Origin of the sequence: Sorangium sp. So ce185 (assembly GCF_051526825.1) — a bacterium.
Taxonomy (GTDB): Bacteria; Myxococcota_A; Polyangia; order Polyangiales; family Polyangiaceae; genus Sorangium; species Sorangium cellulosum_D.
Window position 1 is genome coordinate 623,214 of sequence record NZ_CP150316.1, and the last position, 18,401, is coordinate 641,614.

11 protein-coding genes are annotated in these 18,401 nt (G+C 69.9%); 5 read left to right on the plus strand and 6 right to left on the minus strand.

Annotation, left to right across the window (positions count from 1 at the left end):
- Nucleotide 1: 1 nt before the first annotated feature.
- Both WMF26_RS02390 and WMF26_RS02395 read right to left on the minus strand, forming a co-directional pair.
- On the minus strand, nucleotides 2-385 hold the full coding sequence (locus tag WMF26_RS02390) for a hypothetical protein (RefSeq protein ID WP_437998992.1): 384 nt from the start codon (nucleotides 383-385) through the stop codon (nucleotides 2-4).
- A 304-nt stretch (nucleotides 386-689) separates the two neighbouring features.
- The gene (locus tag WMF26_RS02395; protein ID WP_437998993.1) at nucleotides 690-2,249 is read right to left on the minus strand and encodes an ATP-binding protein; all 1,560 of its coding nucleotides are present in this window, start codon (nucleotides 2,247-2,249) and stop codon (nucleotides 690-692) included.
- A gap of 590 nt (nucleotides 2,250-2,839) precedes the next feature.
- Here WMF26_RS02395 and WMF26_RS02400 point away from each other — a divergent pair.
- The gene (locus WMF26_RS02400; RefSeq protein ID WP_437998994.1) at nucleotides 2,840-3,664 is read left to right on the plus strand and encodes a 2-oxo acid dehydrogenase subunit E2; all 825 of its coding nucleotides are present in this window, start codon (nucleotides 2,840-2,842) and stop codon (nucleotides 3,662-3,664) included.
- A 521-nt stretch (nucleotides 3,665-4,185) separates the two neighbouring features.
- A complete protein-coding gene (locus WMF26_RS02405; protein WP_437998995.1) occupies nucleotides 4,186-9,114 on the plus strand; it encodes an AAA family ATPase in 4,929 nt (1,642 codons plus the stop codon).
- A gap of 224 nt (nucleotides 9,115-9,338) precedes the next feature.
- Here the strand turns inward: WMF26_RS02405 and WMF26_RS02410 are convergent, their stop codons facing one another.
- The gene (locus WMF26_RS02410; protein WP_437998996.1) at nucleotides 9,339-10,451 is read right to left on the minus strand and encodes a M23 family metallopeptidase; all 1,113 of its coding nucleotides are present in this window, start codon (nucleotides 10,449-10,451) and stop codon (nucleotides 9,339-9,341) included.
- 640 nt (nucleotides 10,452-11,091) lie between these two features.
- Between WMF26_RS02410 and WMF26_RS02415 the strand changes: the two genes are divergently transcribed.
- Nucleotides 11,092-12,264: a hypothetical protein gene (locus WMF26_RS02415; RefSeq protein ID WP_437998997.1), complete on the plus strand. Its 1,173-nt coding sequence runs from the start codon at nucleotides 11,092-11,094 to the stop codon at nucleotides 12,262-12,264.
- A 185-nt stretch (nucleotides 12,265-12,449) separates the two neighbouring features.
- Here the strand turns inward: WMF26_RS02415 and WMF26_RS02420 are convergent, their stop codons facing one another.
- On the minus strand, nucleotides 12,450-14,399 hold the full coding sequence (locus WMF26_RS02420) for a hypothetical protein (RefSeq protein ID WP_437998998.1): 1,950 nt from the start codon (nucleotides 14,397-14,399) through the stop codon (nucleotides 12,450-12,452).
- 167 nt (nucleotides 14,400-14,566) lie between these two features.
- Nucleotides 14,567-14,851, minus strand: a complete 285-nt coding sequence (locus WMF26_RS02425; RefSeq protein ID WP_437998999.1) for a hypothetical protein — start codon at nucleotides 14,849-14,851, stop codon at nucleotides 14,567-14,569.
- Nucleotides 14,852-14,939: 88 nt separating this feature from the next.
- On the opposite strand from WMF26_RS02425, the gene WMF26_RS02430 reads away from it, so the two are divergent.
- Nucleotides 14,940-15,602, plus strand: a complete 663-nt coding sequence (locus WMF26_RS02430; RefSeq protein WP_437999000.1) for a fused MFS/spermidine synthase — start codon at nucleotides 14,940-14,942, stop codon at nucleotides 15,600-15,602.
- Nucleotides 15,599-17,140 (plus strand): spermidine synthase, encoded by a 1,542-nt coding sequence (locus WMF26_RS02435; protein WP_437999001.1) that lies wholly within the window; start codon nucleotides 15,599-15,601, stop codon nucleotides 17,138-17,140. Before WMF26_RS02430 ends, WMF26_RS02435 begins: the two co-directional genes overlap by 4 nt.
- Nucleotides 17,141-17,306: 166 nt before the next feature.
- Here WMF26_RS02435 and WMF26_RS02440 read toward each other — a convergent pair whose 3' ends face one another.
- Nucleotides 17,307-18,401: a hypothetical protein gene (locus WMF26_RS02440; RefSeq protein WP_437999002.1), complete on the minus strand. Its 1,095-nt coding sequence runs from the start codon at nucleotides 18,399-18,401 to the stop codon at nucleotides 17,307-17,309.

Consider the following 18,401-nt stretch of genomic DNA (forward strand, 5'->3'; position numbering starts at 1 on the left):
ATCAGGGGGCCGGGGCCATGGTGCCGAGGCCGAAGTGCGAGGCGTAGCCGAGGGCGATTGTGGCCGTGCCAGGGGACGTGCACTCGCACGCGCCGCAATCCGACGCGCAGCTCGAGCAGTCCTCGGCCCCCGCGGAGCAGACGCCATCGCCGCAACCGGGCGCGCAGGTCCCGCAGTCGGCGGCGCAGGTCGAACAGCTCTCGCCGCCGCCGCAGACGCCGTTGCCGCAGGAGGGCTGATAGCCGAAGCCCGCGTCGTGCAGCTCCTCGCCTGGCGCGAGCGAGATCACGGCCACCCCGTCGCCGTCGTGGTCGACCGTCGGCTCATGCCCGGCGAGCGGCCCTCCATCGTTGTTTGTCGAGCTCTCCTCGAGCAGCGCCCCCACGGCTGCTCGGTTTCCAAACCGGCAACACGGGAGCGCTCGCCTCGATTCAAGGGCGGATGCGCAAAGTGCCAGTATCCGATCTACGTGTGTCGATGCGTCCTGTTTAGCCATTTTGCGAACCACAGAAAATCTGACTCTGCTCTGTGACGCTCATGGCGCTCATGTGCTCTCGTGTCTTCTGTCGAGGAGCGGTGTCGCCGGCCCTGCGGGGCCTTCCCCCGCTCTCCCCCTCTCGTCGGCCGCCGGTCCACCCCGCGAGCCCGCGCGGCGCTGTCCGCGTTCTCTTGCATCGCCTCACGCGACCTCAACACCTCGCCACCGCCGCCCCCCGCGCCAGCCGCGCGGTGAACGTCGTCCCCCGCTCCGCCTCGCTCTCGACCTCGATCCCCCCGCCGTGCGCCCTCGCGATCTGGTGCGCGATGAACAGCCCCAGCCCGAGCCCCCGCCCCGAGCTCGTCCTCCCGCCGACCATCGCCTGGTGGAACGGGTCGAACAGCGTCGCCAGGAGCTCGGGCGCGATCGCCGGCCCGTCGTTGTGCACCTCGATCAGCACGTCCTCCCCGCGCGGCCGGATCGCCACCCGGACGGCGCTCCCGGGCGCGGCATAGTCGACCGCGTTCTGCACGAGGTTCGTCACCATCTGCGCCACCCGCTCGGGATCCCACTGCCCGGCGCCGCTCCCGTGCAGATCGAGCCGGATCGGCACCCCCGCGTGCATGGCCCCGAGCTCGTCGATCGCCCCCTTGCAGATGAGATGGAGGTCCCCCGGGCTCGGCGCGATCGGGATGCTGCCGCCGAAGCGGCTCCGCGTCAGGTCGAGCAGATCCTCGATCGTCCGCCCCATGCGGCGCGCGCTCGCCGCGATCCGCTCGACGCTCTTCGCCTGGCCCGGCGTCAGGTTGCCGTGGTGCATCAGCACGCTCGTCGCCAGCGTGACGGACGTGAGCGGCGTGCGCAGGTAATGGCCGAGCGCGCCCAGGAACCGATCCCGAAACGCGAGCTCCTCGCGCCGCGCGGCCTCCGCCCGCTTGCGATCCGAGATGTCGATCACCGTGCCGATCATCCGGACGCTCCGCCCCGCGGCGTCGAAGCAGGCGCGCCCCTGCACGCAGACCCAGCGCTCGATCCCGTCGCAGAGCCCCACGAGGCGGTACTCGATGTTGTACTCACCGCCGCTCGCCGGATCCTGCGAGCGCAGCACGGCCTCCTGCACGCGCGCGCGATCGTCCGGGTGGATCGCCGAGACGAAGAGCTCGTAATCGACGTCCTGCTCCGGACCCACCCCCGACACCTGCCGGCAGCGGTCGTCCCAGCGCAGCGCGCCGGTCACGGTGTCGTAATCCCAGACCCCGACGCCGCCGGCCTCCGTGGCGAGCCGCAGGCGCGCGGCGCTGTCCTCGAGCGCGGCGCGCGTCGCCGTCTCGATCTCGCGGGCGCTCGTCCACATGCTCGCGTCCACCACCGCGTGGAGGACCTGCGCCTCCCGCACGCCGAGGGAGATCCCCTGTGCGGCGCACACCTCGATCAGCGCCGCCCGGAGGTGCGACAGCTCGCGCAGGGTCGCCGCGATGCAGCGGACCTGCGCGGCGTGGAGGCGCGCCTGGTCCTCGATGCGCTCGTGGGCGCTCGCGGGCTCCCCGTCCTCGCCGGCGCGGAGCTCGGCGCGCCGGCTCGCCGCGAGCGCCTCGATGAGATCATCGAACAGCCTGGGGACCTCGTCCGCCAGCAACGGACCCCCGTGCCGCTTCGCCGCCGCCCTCGGATCGTCGAGCACCCGGCGCGTCCAGCGCTCGATCACGTCGCGCTTGCAGCTGCGCAGCCTGGCAGCGAGGGAGGTCTCGAGGGGCGGACCGGCGTCATCCATCGCCACAAAAGCGAGCGCGCGCCACCGCGGATGTCACGTGAGGGGACCCCCTGATTGGCGCGTCGGTGGCCGTCATACGAGCTCGCGCCGGCGCCGAGCGCGCTCACGGACAAGGAGGACGCGACAGCGAGGAGACGGGCCGCCTCTGGGCGCCACGAGGAGAAACGAAAAAGAGAGGGGGAGGAGCCGCCGAGGAGCCAAGAGCGCCGATGAGGAGAGCAGAGAGAGACAACCTCGCCGCGGAGCCAGCACGCCAGAGGAGAGAAAAGCGAAAGCCGTCATGGTCAAGAGAGCTAGGAAACCCTCGCATCGGCGCTTTGTTATTGCGATCGGGTAGTGGTCAACTTTGCCCAGAGAGAGTCCACATGAAGGCGGGAAGGCGGGAAGAACATCAAGATTTTCTTCCCGCCTTCCCGCCTTCATGTTCAAATTTGACCACGACTTGCGATTGCGGCCCGCGCATCGCGCCTTCCGGCAGCGATCAAGCGTCACCATGGAGTGACGGCGCTGCCGGGGAGACACACCGGTCTCGGGCGCCAGGCAGGAAGCCTGGCCCTGCTGCTCGCGCGCTTCTGGAGGTCCGCGGACCGATGGCAAAGATCACCGGGTGGCGAAGGGTGGCGTCGGCCATCTGGCGCGCGCCGGAGAACCCGCAGATCTTCGGCGCGTTCGACTGCGACGCCGGCCCGCTCTCGACGTTCATCGAGGCGGCGCGGGCGGCGGGCCACCACGTCACGCCGACCCACCTCGTCGGCCGCGCCGTGGCGCACGCGCTCTTCGAAGTGCCCGATCTGAACACCCGCATCGCCGCGGGGCGCGCGGTGCCCCGCCGATCCATCGACATCTTCTTCATCACGACGGTCGAGGGCGACAGGGATCTCTCCGGCGTGAAGATCGCGTCTGCCGATCGCAAGAGCGCTGTCGAGCTCGCCCGCGAGCTCGCCGAGCGGGCGCGTGGGCTCAAGGCGGGCCGCGATCCGGGCTTCGCCCGGACGAAGCGGACGGGGAACGCGCTCCCCGGGCCGGTCCTGCGCCAGGTGCTCCGATTCTCGTCGTGGTGGACCGGGACGCTCGACCGCGACCTCCCGGCGCTCGGCCTGGAGCGAAGCCCCTTTGGCAGCGCGATGGTCACCAGCGTGGGGATGTTCGGCATCCCCACGGGGTTCGCCCCGCTCGCGTCGTTCTTCAAGGTGCCGCTCATGGTCCTCGCCGGAGAGATCGCCGACAAGCCGGTCGCGATCGAAGGCCGCGTCGAGGTACGACCGATGATCCCGATCACGGCGACCATCGACCACCGGGTCGTGGACGGATGGCATCTCAGCCAGGTGCTCCGTCACTTCCGGGCCTACCTCGCCGATCCTGCGGCGTTCGAGCCCGAGGCGCCGCCCCGCCCAGCGGCTGGACGCGCTCTGTAGCCCACCGCACCGACGCGGCGGGAGATCGCGAGCACGGCGTTCCAACCGCCACGCGCTTCTGATACAAACCATCTTCGTCGAGGGGGGCTGGGCACCGGAGGGGGATACGGTGAGCGGAACGGACACTGCTGCGGCGTTGCTGCAACCATTTCTTTCATCCTGCCCAGAGGTGCTCTTCATCGCGGGCGTCGGGGGAACGATGCTGCATTGAAGCAGCGCGCTCCGCCGGGCCAGCGTGAATGGAAGCCGCCCCCATCCCGCCGGCCCTCCCTTTCACCCAAGTTGGTGATGGCCCGTCAGCGACGCCGTCGGCGACCGCTCATGAGCTTGCTGGCTCTCCATCCGCTGTGACGCGCAGGCCGTACAGTGAAGACAGACGCTCTGGTGCGTAGATAAACCGTTGATTGCTCATCTATTTTCGAGAAGATGAGCGGATCGTCATCCAACGTCGATCCTCTGAGAGGAACGCGGAGATTCGTCCTTGACATCATCGAACCTTTGGCGCTCTCCTTCGACCGACCATGACAACGAGACGCCCGGGGGTTGAGCGAGGGACGGCGCGAATCAACGGATATCAAATCACCGCGAAGACGGGCGAGACGGCGGCCTCGGTCACGTACCGAGCCCGCCGAGAGGGCGATGGTAGGGAGGTGGCGGTGAGGATGCTCCACGCCGATCTCTCGCGGATCGCCGATGTCACGCGCTTCAAGCATGCCTGTAGCGCCATCCGGCGCATCGACTCGGAGCGGATCGTCAAGGTCCACGGCGTCGAGGAGCACGCGGACGGGCTCTTGCTCGTGACCGAGTATTTCCCGGGCGCCGCGCTGTCCGAGCTCCTGAAGGAGCGGGGCGAGCTCGACGTCGGCGGGTTCCTGAGCGGCGCCATCCGGATGACAGAGGCCCTGGCCGACATCCACCGGCGCGGCCTCCTCCACGGCGACATCAGGCCCCGGAACATCCTGCTCGGGGAGGGCGAGCAGATCAAGCTCACCGGCTTCGGCGTCGAATCCATCGTGACGCGCGAGCGGGAGGCCATCTACGGCCGCGAGGTCCTCTCGGAGGTGCTCCCGTACACCTCACCCGAGCAGACAGGCCGGATGAACCGCAGCGTCGATTACCGCGCCGACCTGTACTCGCTCGGGGTCGTGTTCTACGAGATCCTCGTCGGACGAAGGCCGTTCGAGGCCGCGGACCCGCTCGAGCTGATCCACGCCCACATCGCCGTGAAGCCGACCCCGCCGTCGGAGCTGAGCCCGAAGGTGCCCCCGGCGCTCTCGGCCATCACCATGAAGCTGCTCGGCAAGAACGCCGAGGATCGCTACCAGAGCACCGAAGGCCTGAGGGACGACCTGGAGGAGTGCCGGCGGCGCTGGGAAGAGCGCGGCTCCATCGACGATTTCACCCCGGGCCAGCACGACAGGACCGATCTCTTCCAGATCCACCAGAAGCTCTACGGCCGGGAAGGCGATATCCGGCGGCTCATCGAGTCGTTCGACGACGTGATCCGGGGCAGGCGCGCGATCGTGCTGGTCTCGGGCTACTCGGGGATCGGCAAATCGTCCCTCGTCCAGGAGATCCTCAAGCCGCTGGCGCGCGAGCGTGGCTATTACGTCAGCGGCAAGTTCGACCAGTACAACCGCGACACGCCCTACAGCGCCGTCGTCCATGCGTTCGACGCGCTCGTCAAGCAGCTCCTGTCCGAGAGCGAGGAGCGCGTCCAGCGGTGGCGGAGGGCCATCCTCGACGCCCTCGGGAGCAACGCGCAGGTCATCTGCGACGTCCTGCCGTCGCTCGGGCACCTCATCGGCGCGCAGCCGGCCGTGCCGGCGCTCGGCCCGGTCGAGGCCCAGAACCGCCTGAACCTCTATTTCAAGAAGTTCGTCGCGGTGTTCGCCCGCCCAGCCCACCCGCTCGCCGTCTTCATCGACGACCTCCAGTGGGTCGACTCGGCAAGCCTCAGCCTGCTCAAGTCCCTCCTCGCCGACGAGGGGATGGAGTCGCTCTTCTTCTGCGGCGCCTACCGCGACAACGAGGTGAGCCCGACCCACCCCTTCCTCGTCGCGCTCGAGGAGCTCCAGGCGGCGCGCCTCGGGGTCGTCGACATCGTCCTCGAGCCGCTCCGGCTCGCCCACCTGAGCGAGCTCCTGAGCGACAGCCTGCGGACCGGCGGCACGGACGCGCTCGCGCGCGCGGTGCTGAAGAAGACCGGCGGAAACCCGTTCTTCGTCAAGCAGTTCCTCAGGCACCTGGTGGAGGTCAGGGCCCTGGTCCTCGACCCCGCGGCGGGGTGGCGCTGGGACCTCTCGACGATCAAGGAGCTCGAGCACACCGACAACGTCCTGAGCCTGATGGCGCAGACCATCCGGCGCCTCCCGGAGGACACGCAAGAGGTGCTCCGGCTCGCCGCGGCGATCGGCAACAGCTTCGAGCTGGAGATCCTGAACACCGTCAGCGCAGAGGCCCCCGACGCCACCTACGGTAGCCTCGCCAGGGCCATCGACGATGGCCTGATCGTGAGCGCCGGCGAGGGCTACCGCTTCGCGCACGACAAGATCCAGGAGGCGGCCTACTCCCTCATCCCCGCGCGGGACCGGCCGGGGTTCCACCACCGGATCGGGAGGCTGCTCCTCGGCAAGCTCGACCCCGACGACGGGCAGAGCGTGTTCGATGTCGTCAATCACCTGAACAGCGCCGGCGACCTGATCCAGGCGCCGGAGGAGCGGCTCACCGCGGCCAGGCTCAACCTCCGCGCGGCCGCGCGCGCCGAGGAGTCGAGCGCCTTCTCCGCGTCGCTGAAGTACCTGGAGCACGGCATCTCCCTGCTGCCCGTCGACGCGTGGGCCTCCGAGTACGAGCTGACGTTCGCCTACCACACGAAGAAGGGCGTGCTGGAGTCGCTCTGCGAGCGGCACGACGACGCGCTCGCGACGCTCTCGGGCTGCCTCGACAAGGCGAGGGGGCGGGTGCACGAGACCGAGGTCCGGCGCCTGAAGATCAACGTGCAGATCCTGAAGAACGATCTGCCCGCCGCGCTGGACGAGGGGCTCGCCGCGCTGCGCGCGTTCGACATCGACCTTCCGCCGTACCCGGACGACGGCATGCTCACCGCCGAGATCGAGCGGACCATGGCCATGATCGGAGATCGGCCCATCGCGTCGCTCATCGATCTGCCCCCCCTGACGGATCCCGAGATCGCCGCCCTGCAGGACCTGCTGCAGGAGATGTTCTCGCCCACCTACCAGCTGGGGACGAACAACTTCGGCATCACCGTGATGAAGATGCTGCAGAACTCGCTCACGCACGGGCTCTCGAGGAACTCGATCTACGCGTACGTCAACTTCGGGACGATCCTGTGCGCCCGGCTCGACGTCGAGCGGGGCTACGAGTTCGGCAGGGCGGCCATCCGCCTCAACGAGCTCAATCCGGACAAGAAGTCCGAGGCCATGCTGTGCAACATGTGGGGCGCGTGGGTGCAGCACTGGAAAGAGAGCTATGCGACCTACAAGGCGTCGCTGCGCAAGGGCATGCACGTCGGCCTCGAGACGGGCCAGTACATCTGGGCCTTTTACAATGCGTGCAACTCGCAGCTGAGCAGCCTGCTCCTCGGGAAGAACCTCCACGAGCTCGTCCAGGAGGCGAAGGACAGCGAGCACATCTGCAAGCTCGACAGGTTCAACGCGATCACCTGGATCGTCGCCGCCGCCGCCGATCTCGGCGAAGAGCTCAGCACGCCGGCCGAGGGGGACGGCAAGAGGCCCCGCGCGCGCCGGGTCGATCTCGACGCCATCATCGCGGAGGCCAGGCGGATCAACAACACCGCGAGCCTCTACTTCACCAACATCTTCACGGTCATCGGCGGCGTCTTCAAGGGCGAATACGAGCGGGTGGCCGCGGTCTGGGGCGAGACCGACCCTGGCGCCGACGTGATGCTCGGGGCCTGGCACGCGAGCCCTTGCTATTATTTCTATGGCGGCGTGGCGTCCTCGCGGGCCTCGATCGCCGCCGCCCCGGAGCTCGGGAGCGCGTACGTCGAGCGGCTCAGGGCGTTCGCGGGCAAGCTCGATCTCTGGGCAGGGCTCAACCCGCAGAGCTTCCGCCACCGCAGCCTGATCTTGCGGGCCGAGCTCGCGCGGATCGAGCGGCGCGAGGGCGCGGGCGCCCTCTACGATCAGGCGATCTCCGCCGCGAGGGAGGCGCGGCTCCTCCACGACGAGGCGCTCGCGAACGAGCTCTGCGCGCTCCATTACCGCGACATGGGCAGGGAGTTCCTCGCGCACGCCTACATCGCCGAGGCGCACCGGCTCTACGCGCGCTGGGGCGCCGCGCGCGTGACGGAGCGCCTCGAGCGGGAGTTCCCGCAGGCGCTAGGGCGGGAGGCGCCGCGCCAGGCGGGCCCGGGCGACCACGCCGGGGCCGCCCAGAGCGCCCCCCTCGATCACGCCGCGGAGGTGGACCACGGCAAGGCGAAGCTCGACACGCTCGCCGTCATCAAGGCCTCGCAGGCGATCTCGGGCGAGATCCTGTTCCCCTCGCTCCTCAAGAAGCTCATGCAGAGCATCCTCGAGAGCGCAGGCGCCAGGAAGGGGCTCGTGATCCTCAGGGACAACGACAGGCTCGTGGTCCAGGCGGAAGGTCACGTCGAGGCGCGGGAGATCAAGGTGCTGTCGCCCGTGCCGCTGGAGGCGTGCGGGGATGTCGCCGCGAGCGTCGTGCACTACGTCACGCGGACCGCGGAGAGCGTCGTCCTCTGCGACGCCGCCAGCAGCGATCTGTTCGCGAGCGACCCGTACATCGCGAGGACCCAGGCCCGCTCGATCCTCGCGGCGCCCATCCTCCGGCAGGGGCGCCTCGTGGGCGTCATCTACCTCGAGAACGAGCTGGCCGCCGGAGCGTTCACGCCGGACCGGCTGGAGGTGACCCGGCTGCTCGCCGCCCAGGTGGCCATCTCCATGGAGAACGCGCTCCTCTATGCGAGCCTCGAGGAGAAGGTCAGGACGCGCACCGCCGAGCTCGAGGTCGCCAACGAGCGGATCGAGATCGAGCTCTCGGAGAAGCTCGCGCTCATCGCTCGTCAAAAAGAGCTCATCCGCACCCTCTCCACGCCCATCCTCGAGGTGTGGGACGGCGTGCTCACCATCCCGGTGGTGGGCGGGCTCGACGACGACCGGGCCGCGACGATCATGCAGGATCTGCTCGAACGGGTGGTCCATACCCAGTCGAGGTCCACGATCCTCGATCTCACCGGGGTGAGCGCGATCGATCCCGGCACGGCCGAGCGCCTCGTGCGCATCATCCGATCCGTGCAGCTCCTGGGCTCGCGGAGCATCATCACGGGCATTCAGCCCGAGGTCGCCCGGACCATGATCTCGCACGGGCTCGACCTGAGCCGCGTGACGACGCGCGCGAAGCTGCGCGACGGCCTGCGGATGTGCATGGCACAGCGGAGCTGAGGGGCTGAAGCCCGCCGGTCGCGCCGGTCCGCCGGGTAGTGGTCAACTTTGCCCAGGGAGAGTCCACATGAAGGCGGGAAGGCGGGAAGATCATGAATGTTTTCTTCCCGCCTTCCCGCTTGCGCCCGCGCGCGTCCTCGCCGGACGCCGCGGCGACGCGTCCCCGTACGTAGGGCTCGCCGACGCGCAGGGGGAGACGAGGCCGCCGGGCGGCCTCGCCGGGGTCATCGCCGCTGGCGCCGGGCGCCCGACGCGGCCGCGCGCGGCTGCGACGCCGAATCGCTCGCCGGCGACGCCGGCTCGTCCTCGCCGCCGGGCCGCGGCGCGGCGGGGAGGGGATCCCCGATGCCGTCGAGCTCGCGGTCGAGCTCGCCCTTCTCGGTGCGGAACGCGTCGCGCTGATCGGCGGGGAGCTCCCGCAGGCGCGTCGCGAGCAGCGTCTCCGCGTCGAAGTAGACGCCGTTGCGGCTCGCGCTGAAGTGCAGGTGCGGCCCCGTCGACCGCCCGGTCGACCCCACGTAGCCGACGAGCTGATGGGTCGCCACGTGGTCCCCGCGCTTCAGGCCCGCCGCGTACCTCGAGAGGTGCGCGTAGCCTGTCTCGACGCCGTTGTCGTGCTGGATCGCGACCCACTTGCCATGACCACCATGCGGCCCCACCCAGGAGACGGTGCCCTCGAGCGCGGCATAGACCGGGGTCCCCGACGGCGCGCCGTAGTCCGTGCCCTCGTGCGGCACCACGCGGTGCAGGATGGGGTGCATCCGCTTGGGGTTGAACGGCGACGTCCGACGCAGCGTGGGGAGCGGCGCCTGCCACGGGCTCGGCACCGGCTCGCGTCCGTCTTCGTCGACGAGCCGCCCCGTGGCGCCGCCGTCGAACCGGTAGAAGCGGGCTTCCGGCTGCCCGGCCGCCCGCACGTCGAGCGCCAGAACACGAGGCTCCTCCGGCGCCCTGGCGACGTCGGCGACGGCGCGGACCACCGCCCCGCGACGGAGCCCGTGAGGGAGGCGCCGCGCGAGCAGCCCCTCGGCTGCCCGCCGCACGCTCGCCTGCGGCTCCGCCGGCTCGCCCGGGGCTCCCGCGGTCCACGCCAGCGCGAGATGCGGTCCTGCGCCCGCGTCGGGCGCCGGCGCAGGCGGCGGCGGCGCGTCCAACGGCCGGGCGCTCGCGAGCTTCCGGCTCGCGGCATCGAGCGACCTGTCGATCTCGACGGCGCGCACCGTGAACCACACGACCACGACGCCGAGCAGCCCGAGCCCGAGCCACACCGAGGCCTCGGTGCGGGGCGACCAGCCGTCAGACGTGGACTCGGGTCGCTTGGGGCTTCCACCGGGCATCCGAGATCACCTTGCGCTATGGCATCGACGCGCCTTGGCGGCAGTGACAGGGGCACGAGACATGCAGACGGCGCGCACGCTATGCGCGAGCGTCGCTCGCGTCAACCCCGGCCCGGCCGCACGGAAGGCCCCCTTCGCGGCCGCATCGCTGGCGCTGGGGCCTGCCCTGGGTCGACAGAACATCCTTTTGCGCGATCCGATCGGGCCGTCGTTGTTTGTCACCTTCTTGTCCTCGTAGATGACGAAGTTAGGGGTTGCTAGGGATTTTGTTCCCGTGAAGTCCTTCTTGCTGATGCAGCCGAAATGCGATTTCAGCGCTGCTCTCAGGTCTTCAGGATTGTCGTGTCTGCTGGGCTGGCAAGCGGATAACGTCGCGACGAGTGACTCGCCCTCTGCACCTCGATGCGCCGCGAGCCCGGCGCGTCGGCGCATCGAAAAAATCCGCCACCATGACCACGTGGCAGAGCGAGCGGACGGGGCCAGTCCGTGACGAACAAAATCTGAAGGATCGCTCCCCGTGACGGCATGAAGCCCGGTGAGGCGCAGAGATCCGGCCGGTGAGCCATCTCTCGGCGACGTCGGGCGACGCCCCTCGAACGGACGTTGACCATCCTCCTGATCCAATTCGACGGAGTCTAACGTGAAAATTTACGTCATTCTTGCTTCTTCAGCTCTCCTTTCGGCGTGCACGGGAGAGGTGGACGGCGTCTCCGCCCATGGGACGGACGACGATTCCGCCGCCATCCTCGGAGGCACGGTCGATGCTCCTGCCGATGGCGCGGGCGCGCCGCCCTCGGGGGCGCACCCGCCGACGCGCGAGGAGGCGGAGGCGATCCTCGATCGCGTGGTCGCGCTCTACCAGGACCACGCCGCGGCCGCGAATCCGGCGGGTACCCACAAGATTTCGTGGAGGATCGACTGGGACAGCGATGCGGTCAGCGCCCATGTGCTGCTCAAACGCGGGGAGGACTGGATCATCGAGGTGAGCAAGGGATGGCTCACGGCCCCGAGCATGACGACGGAGGTGTTCGCGCTCACGATGTGCCACGAGATGGGGCACTTCATCGGCGGGTTCCCGTTCAAGACCTCCGGCCGCGACAGCACCGGCGCGCTGGGCACGTCGGTCGCCGCCGAGGGACAGGCCGACTACTTCGCCACAAAGGATTGCTTGCCGCGGCTGTGGGCGAATGAAACCGAGGCCAACGCCGCGGCGTTCGCCGAGCTCGACCCTTCCGCGCGCGAGCGTTGCTCGACGGCCTACAGCGACCTGGCGAGCCAGCAGCTCTGCGGGCGGATCCTGCGCGCCAGCCTGCAGACGGGGCGGCTGTACGAGGAGCAGGCCGTGCTGCAGGCCCCCAGGGAGCTCGTCTACCCGCGATTCGACACGCCGGACACGACCGAGGTCGCGGTGACCAAGGAGGGCCATCCTGAGTCCCAGTGCCGCCTCGACACGCTGGTGGCGGGAGCCGTGTGCAGCGTGAAGGCCACGGGGACGGAGATCCCGGGGTTCGTGCCGCCGTACGGCGAGTATAGCGCTGCGAGCCAAGAAGCAGCGCGCCCGTTCGCGTGCCAGACCGGCGCCGGGGCCCGACCGAGGTGCTGGTTCCAGCCGGACCCTGTCGTCACCGACTGCTCCGAGCTCGGTGAGCAAGCGTGCGTCGTCGAGGACGGGGCACACGGGGTCCGGTACTGCGGCACGACGACCGGCGTGAGCTATTACTGGTGCTTCGGGGACGAGGTGTGCAAGACGAGCAGAGACGGCTTCTCGGACTGCTATGATCCCGATGTCGACCCCGATGAGGGTTCTTTCTGAGCGCGATCGACCGATCTGAGCGGGCGGCGCATCCGCCTCGAGCTCGAGCGGCAGCGCGGGGGACTCCGTCAGCAGCGCAGCCCGAGCAGCCGACCGATCGCCTCGTGAACGACCCGGGCCGCCACCTCATCCCCGAGGGCGACGGCGCGGCATGGGGTGCTGGCGAGCGAGGCGACCACCGCGCGTCAGGCGGAACGCTCTCGCGCAGGCCCGGCGGCGAGAGCCGCCCGAGGAGTCGTCGATGAGCAGCGCCTGCGGCCGCGTCGCGCGAGCGTGAGCCCCACGAGCGCCGAGGCGAGCGCGGCGGCTCCTTGCAAGCCTGCGTTCTGGCCGGCGGCGCTCCGGCCGGCGCTGCAGCCCATGGCGGCCGGCGGCGGATCGCCGAGCGCGCCGGCACTGGCGAGATCGCCGGAGAGCGGCGCCGCCTCGAGGTCGTCGAAGGTGTCCGGCGCGGCTTCGGGGTCGCCGCGATCCGGCGCCGGCGGTTCGGCGGCGTCGGCGGCGAGCGGCGCCGTGTACATGAGCTCAAGCTCCTCCTTCGGTCGTTCCATGACGGGGCGCCCGGCCATCCCCTCCGCCGCGACCGTGCCATCTCCCGTCACCCCGTCGCCGGTCGCCACCTCGAACAGCGTGTTGCCGAGCGTCACGTACCAGCCCCCGTCGAACCAGCGCGCATGACCGAGATCGGAGCCGATCTCTTCAGGCTCTTCCCCCGGGCGCCCGATGTAACGTTTCCCGTCGTTCAGGAACACGACATGCCCCGTATCGCTGATGCCGTCGTGCCCGATGCGGAGCCTCTGCTGGTCGAACCGGCTCGACGTCGGGAAGTCGCTGAGCTGGTGCAGATCACCCGCCGGGGTCCGCACCCAGACCTGATTGACGGCGCCGTCGCTCTTCAGGAAAGCTGTATACCCCGCATGCAGGAGCAACCCCGCGGCGTTGCCTTGCCTCGAGTCGCCGAGGAACACCTCCTGGCCGTCCGCTGTATAGAGGTAGCTCGAGCAGACGGCCCCGTTCCACCACCGGCCGGCGACGTTCGTGCCGTCCGTGATCGGCCGCTGCAGGTAGCCGGGATGGTCCCCGAGCCGGAGCTCGCCCGGGCCGCGGATCGACGGTTCCTCGTACGTGCTGTAGTAGATGTCGCCGGAATCCGCGATGTCGGCTTGAAACGGTGTGGTGGTGCCTGGCCTGAGATGGAACGTCGTATCGACGTCCGTGGTCAGCGTGAGCAGGTTGATCCGGTCTTCGTCGGGCGTCATCCAGAGGAGCGAGTCGCCGTTCACCGCGTCGATCCATCCTCGCCTCTCGGTCCTGCTGAAGAGGCCGTTCGCCCACGCGAAGAGGTACCCGTTCCACGACTGCATCACGACCCCTGACGGCGTGAGGGCGCCGTAATCCTCGGTCGTGGTATGGGGGGTGGGCGGCTGGAGCTCCCCGATGTAGGTGACCAGCTCGGTCGCGCGGTCGACGACGCCGAGCAGGTAGTTGTGATCGAGGAACAGGATGCGCGTCGCGTCGAAATCGATGATGGCGCCGGGGGCGCGCTGCACCATGGAGAGCTTCGGGCTCTCCTCGACGTAGTAGACGGGGGCGTACATGCCATAGATGGCCGGTATCGACATCTTGCCGCCGCCGGGGTTTTCGGACTGGAGCACGATCCTGAGCACTTCGCCCGACTGGAGCGGAGGTGACGATGGGGACTGGTTGATCTCCATCGCACCTGGCACCGTCGACGGCCCCCCTGTCAGCTTCTCAGCGGTGCGGATCTGACTGGACACGAACGCGCTGAAATTGAGGCACGAGTAGGGGGGCGTTCCGACACACCTCGCGACGATGGGGGTGCCCCTGGTGATCGGGGTGTAGGGGCGTGGGCTGATCACCCACATGGTCGGGGGCGCGTACCGGTGCACGAGTCGCTGAACCGTCGAAGCCTCCCCGTACCTGTCGTACGCGGTGACCTTGAGGGTGTACGGACCGTAGGGGATCGGGGTCAGGTCGAACGTCCCGGAATGCATGCCGTTGACCTGGTTGCGCGTGAGCGGGATCGTCACCCCGGCGTACTCCGCCTCGACGGCGTAGACCTCCTCGGGCGGTGTCGCCCGGACGCTCACCCGCATCGAATTCAGTCCGGTCACACCGACCGAGCTGTCTGACGAGTCGTTCGGATCGGTGGTCAATTGACTCACGGAAACTCGCGCAAGAGCCGCGGTGGACGAGAGGGACGTCAAGCCCAGAACGGCCAACCCGATGAGCGCGCGGTGCATGTTCATGCGTCCTCCATGGATCCATGGTTACGCCCGGCTTAGATGCCGGCTCGGAGCGCCCCGTTCAAGCGGTCGGTTGGGATCCGCGCCGCCTCATCGGCGCGCCCTCCTGGCGGGCTCGTGCGACGTTTGCACGACCGGGCGGCCGCCGCCACCGACAGCGGCTCGCGCAGCACGGCACCCAGCGCCTGCCAGCGAGCCGCGGTGAGGCCGCTGCCTTCCGTGATGTCGTCGGCCACCTCGAGGAAGCGGCCGTTGAGGCGGAAGGTCTTCAGCACCAGCTCGGCCAGCGCGTCCCCGCCCGAGCCACGCTTGACCACCACGTCCGGTGGGGCTCCGGACACCGAAGAATGCGCTTGCCAGGCCGCTCTGTGAGGGCATCATGGCCAGGGCCCCCCAAGGGCCGCAAGCATGCCCTCGCAGACCCTCGCGACCAAGCTCGCCGCGCCGGACGCCGAGCAGCAGAAGGCGCAAGCCACGGAGCCCTGGCTCTTCCCGGTGTTCTTCCTCTCGGGCTCGGCAGCGCTGGTATATCAGGTCGTCTGGCAGCGCGCCCTCTACGCGATCTACGGTGTCGACATCCTGTCGGTCACGGTCGTCGTCACCGCGTTCATGCTGGGTCTCGGCCTCGGGAGCCTCGCGGGTGGGGCGCTCTCGCGCCGGCACCCGCGAGCGGCGGTGACGCTGTTCGCGATCGCCGAGCTCGGGATCGGCCTCTACGGCGCGCTCAGCCTCCGCCTCTTCGCCCTGATTGCGGGCGTCACGCACGGCATTGGCCATGTCGCCGCCGGTGGGGTGGCCTTCCTGCTCGTGGTGCTCCCGGTCATGCTGATGGGGGCCACACTTCCCCTCCTGGTCGGGCACGCCGCGTCGCGATCGCATAATGTCGGTCGCTCGCTGGGTAACCTCTACTTCGCCAACACGCTGGGCGCGGCGTTCGGCGCGTTCCTGGCGGCGCGCTACCTGCTGGGCGGGCTGGGCCTCCGGGCCACCACGGAGGTCGCCGCGACGCTCAACGTCCTCCTCGGTGTGCTCGTGATGGCCCTGCGCCGGCGGCGTCGCGGCGAGCCATGAGGCTCCTCGTCGCCGTCCTCGTCGCCGCGCTCGGCGGTTATCTCGCGCTCTCGCACGAGGTCCTTTGGATCCGGGTCTACAGCTTTGCGACCGAAGGCGCGCCGGAGGCCTTCGGCTCCCTGCTCGCGGCCTACCTCGCCGGTCTGGCCGGCGGATCGCTCCTCGCCGGCCGCTACTGCCGGAGCGCCGCGGCGGAGCGCTCCGGGCAGCTCTACCGCGTGGGCGGGGTGATCGTCGCCGGGGCGCTCGCGGCCTTCCTCGTAGCCCCCGCCGTCGCGCACCTCGTCGGCCGCGGTGTGGAGCCGGCCTCGACGCTGCCTGTCTTCGCGCTCGCGAGCACCTGCCTCGGCGCGGGGTTTCCGCTCCTGTGCCACTTCGCGATCCCCGCGGACGAGCTGGCCGGCGCGCGGCTGTCCTACGTCTACGTCGGCAACATCGCGGGCTCGACGCTGGGCGGCCTGATCACCGGCCTCGTGCTGCTGGATGTCTTGCCCCTGCGCGAGCTCAACGTGGCCCTCGCGATCGCGGGCGCCGCGCTCGGCGTGATGCTGATGCTGTCCGCGTCGAGGACGGCGCGCTCGCGCGTGCTCAGCGGCGCGCTGCTGGCGGCCGCCATCGGGTCCTTCGTGGGGTCGGCGAAAGCGCTCTACGGCGACCTCTACGAGAAGCTCCTTTACGGGGAGGAGCACCGCGAACACGGCCGCTTCGCCCACGTCATCGAGCGTCGCGAAGGCGTCGTCACGGTCTCCCGGTCGGGCACCGTGTACGGCGGCGGATCCTACGAGGGCATCGCCAACGTCAGCCCGCTGCCGGAACAGGACGAGAACCGGGTGCTGCGGGCCTACCTGGTGTCCGCGTTCCACCCCGAGCCGCGCGACATCCTCATGATCGGCCTCGGATCCGGCTCCTGGCTCCAGGTGCTGGCGAACGACCCCGACGTCGAGCACCTCACCGTTGTCGAGATCAACCCCGGGTTCGTCGAGGCGGCGCGGCGCGCGCCTGTCGTCGCGAGCGCGCTGGAGAACCCCAAGGTGGAGCTGCTCATCGACGACGGCCGGCGCTACATGGGGAGGACCTCGCGGCGCTTCGACGTCATCGTCGAGAACACGATCGTGTACTGGCGCTCGTATGCCTCGATGTTGCTCTCCCGAGAGATGATGGAGCTGTCCCGCCGGCGCCTGAAGCCGGGCGGCGCGCTCTACTACAACACCACCATGTCCACCGCGGCTCAGAAGACGGGGGCGACCGTATTCCCGCACGCCCTCCGCTACCAGAACATGCTGATCGCGAGCGACGGTCCGATCACCATCGACCATGCGCGCTTCGAGAGGAAACTCGACGCATGGCGTATCGACGGCCGTCCCGTGCTGCCCGCCGGCAGCCGCGCCGCGCAGCTCGATCTGCTGAAAGAACAGGACTGGCGCGGCGGGCCCACCTGGGAAGGCCGGGAGTCGATCCTGCAGCGGACGCAGGGCGACCCGATCATCACCGACGACAACATGGCGACCGAATGGTGGGCGTTCGACACGTACCCTTAGAGCGGCGGTCACCCGCTTCGGATACGGGCCCATCTCGACGTTTTCGGTGCTCAGCGCACCGGAGTGCGCTTCCGCGCCGAAAACGCCGAGCTGGACCCGTCTCCTGTGCGGGTGACCGCCGCTCTGTAACGCGTGTACCAGAGACGGGCGAATACGGCTCTAGACGCTAGAACGCTCCCATCACGCCGACCCCGCCGCCCTCCGGGCCGAGGAGCGGCACCACGCGCGCGTGCACCCGCCCCGGCGCGCCCGGCCTCGCGCCGGCGGCGCTCGCGCCCTCGGCGCGAGGCCGGCCCGACGTCAGCACCAGGATCGCCCCCGCGCCGATCGCGGCGACGCCCACGCCGATGCCGATCGTCGACACGAGCGCCTTGGTCTCCGCCGCGTCGATCTCCTTGCGGCCCAGGGGAGTGCACTGCTTGCCCGGACACAGCGCCGGGTCCTTCTCCGCGTCGCTGGCCTGCCCCGCGGCGAGGATCCCGAACACCGCACCCACGCCGAGCACCGCCGCGCCCGCGCCCCCGATCACGAAGCCCGCGGTGCGCAGCCCTTCGCCGCCGCCCCCGCCGGCGCTGCTACCGGCGGCGATCCCGGCGCCGCCCGCCGCCGGCCCCGGCTGCGCCGCGGCCGTCTGCGCGGGCGGCGCGGGCTGGAGCTTCGGGACCGCGATCGTCTTCAGATCCGCGCTCTCGCCGACCTGCACAATCGTCGACCACACCGAGTAGCCGCTCGCGGTCGCCTCGACCTCGTGCGCCCCCGGATCGATCGGGATCGGCGTGCCCAGCGCGGCCGCGGGGATGTCGTGGCCGTCGACGCGCACCAGGAGGCCGGGCGTGCCCTCCGCCTTGAGCACGATCTTCGAGAGCCTCGGCTCCAGCGCGTTGATGTGCTCCTGCGCGAACGCCTCGCGCGCGGCGTTGCCCTCCTTCTTCGAGGCGAAGAGCGCCTCCTTGAACTGCCCCCACGCGGTCGCCGTCTTGCCGAGCGCCTCGTTGCACAGCGCCAGGTTGAGCAGCGTGCCCGTGCCAGGCCGCAGCCGCTGGCTCTCCGCCAGCTTGGGGCACGCCTCCGCGTACGCCTTCGCCTCCATCAGGCGGCGCCCTTCTTCGAACAGCGTCTGGGCGAGCGTCGGGTCGCTGCTCATGCCCTGCGCCAGAGCGCCCGCGGGCGCGAGCAGCGCGGCCGAGGCGAGGACGACGGAGGCGACGGCGAGTCGAGCGCGACGGATCGCGCGGGGCGCAGGCAATCTCGAGAGGATCAT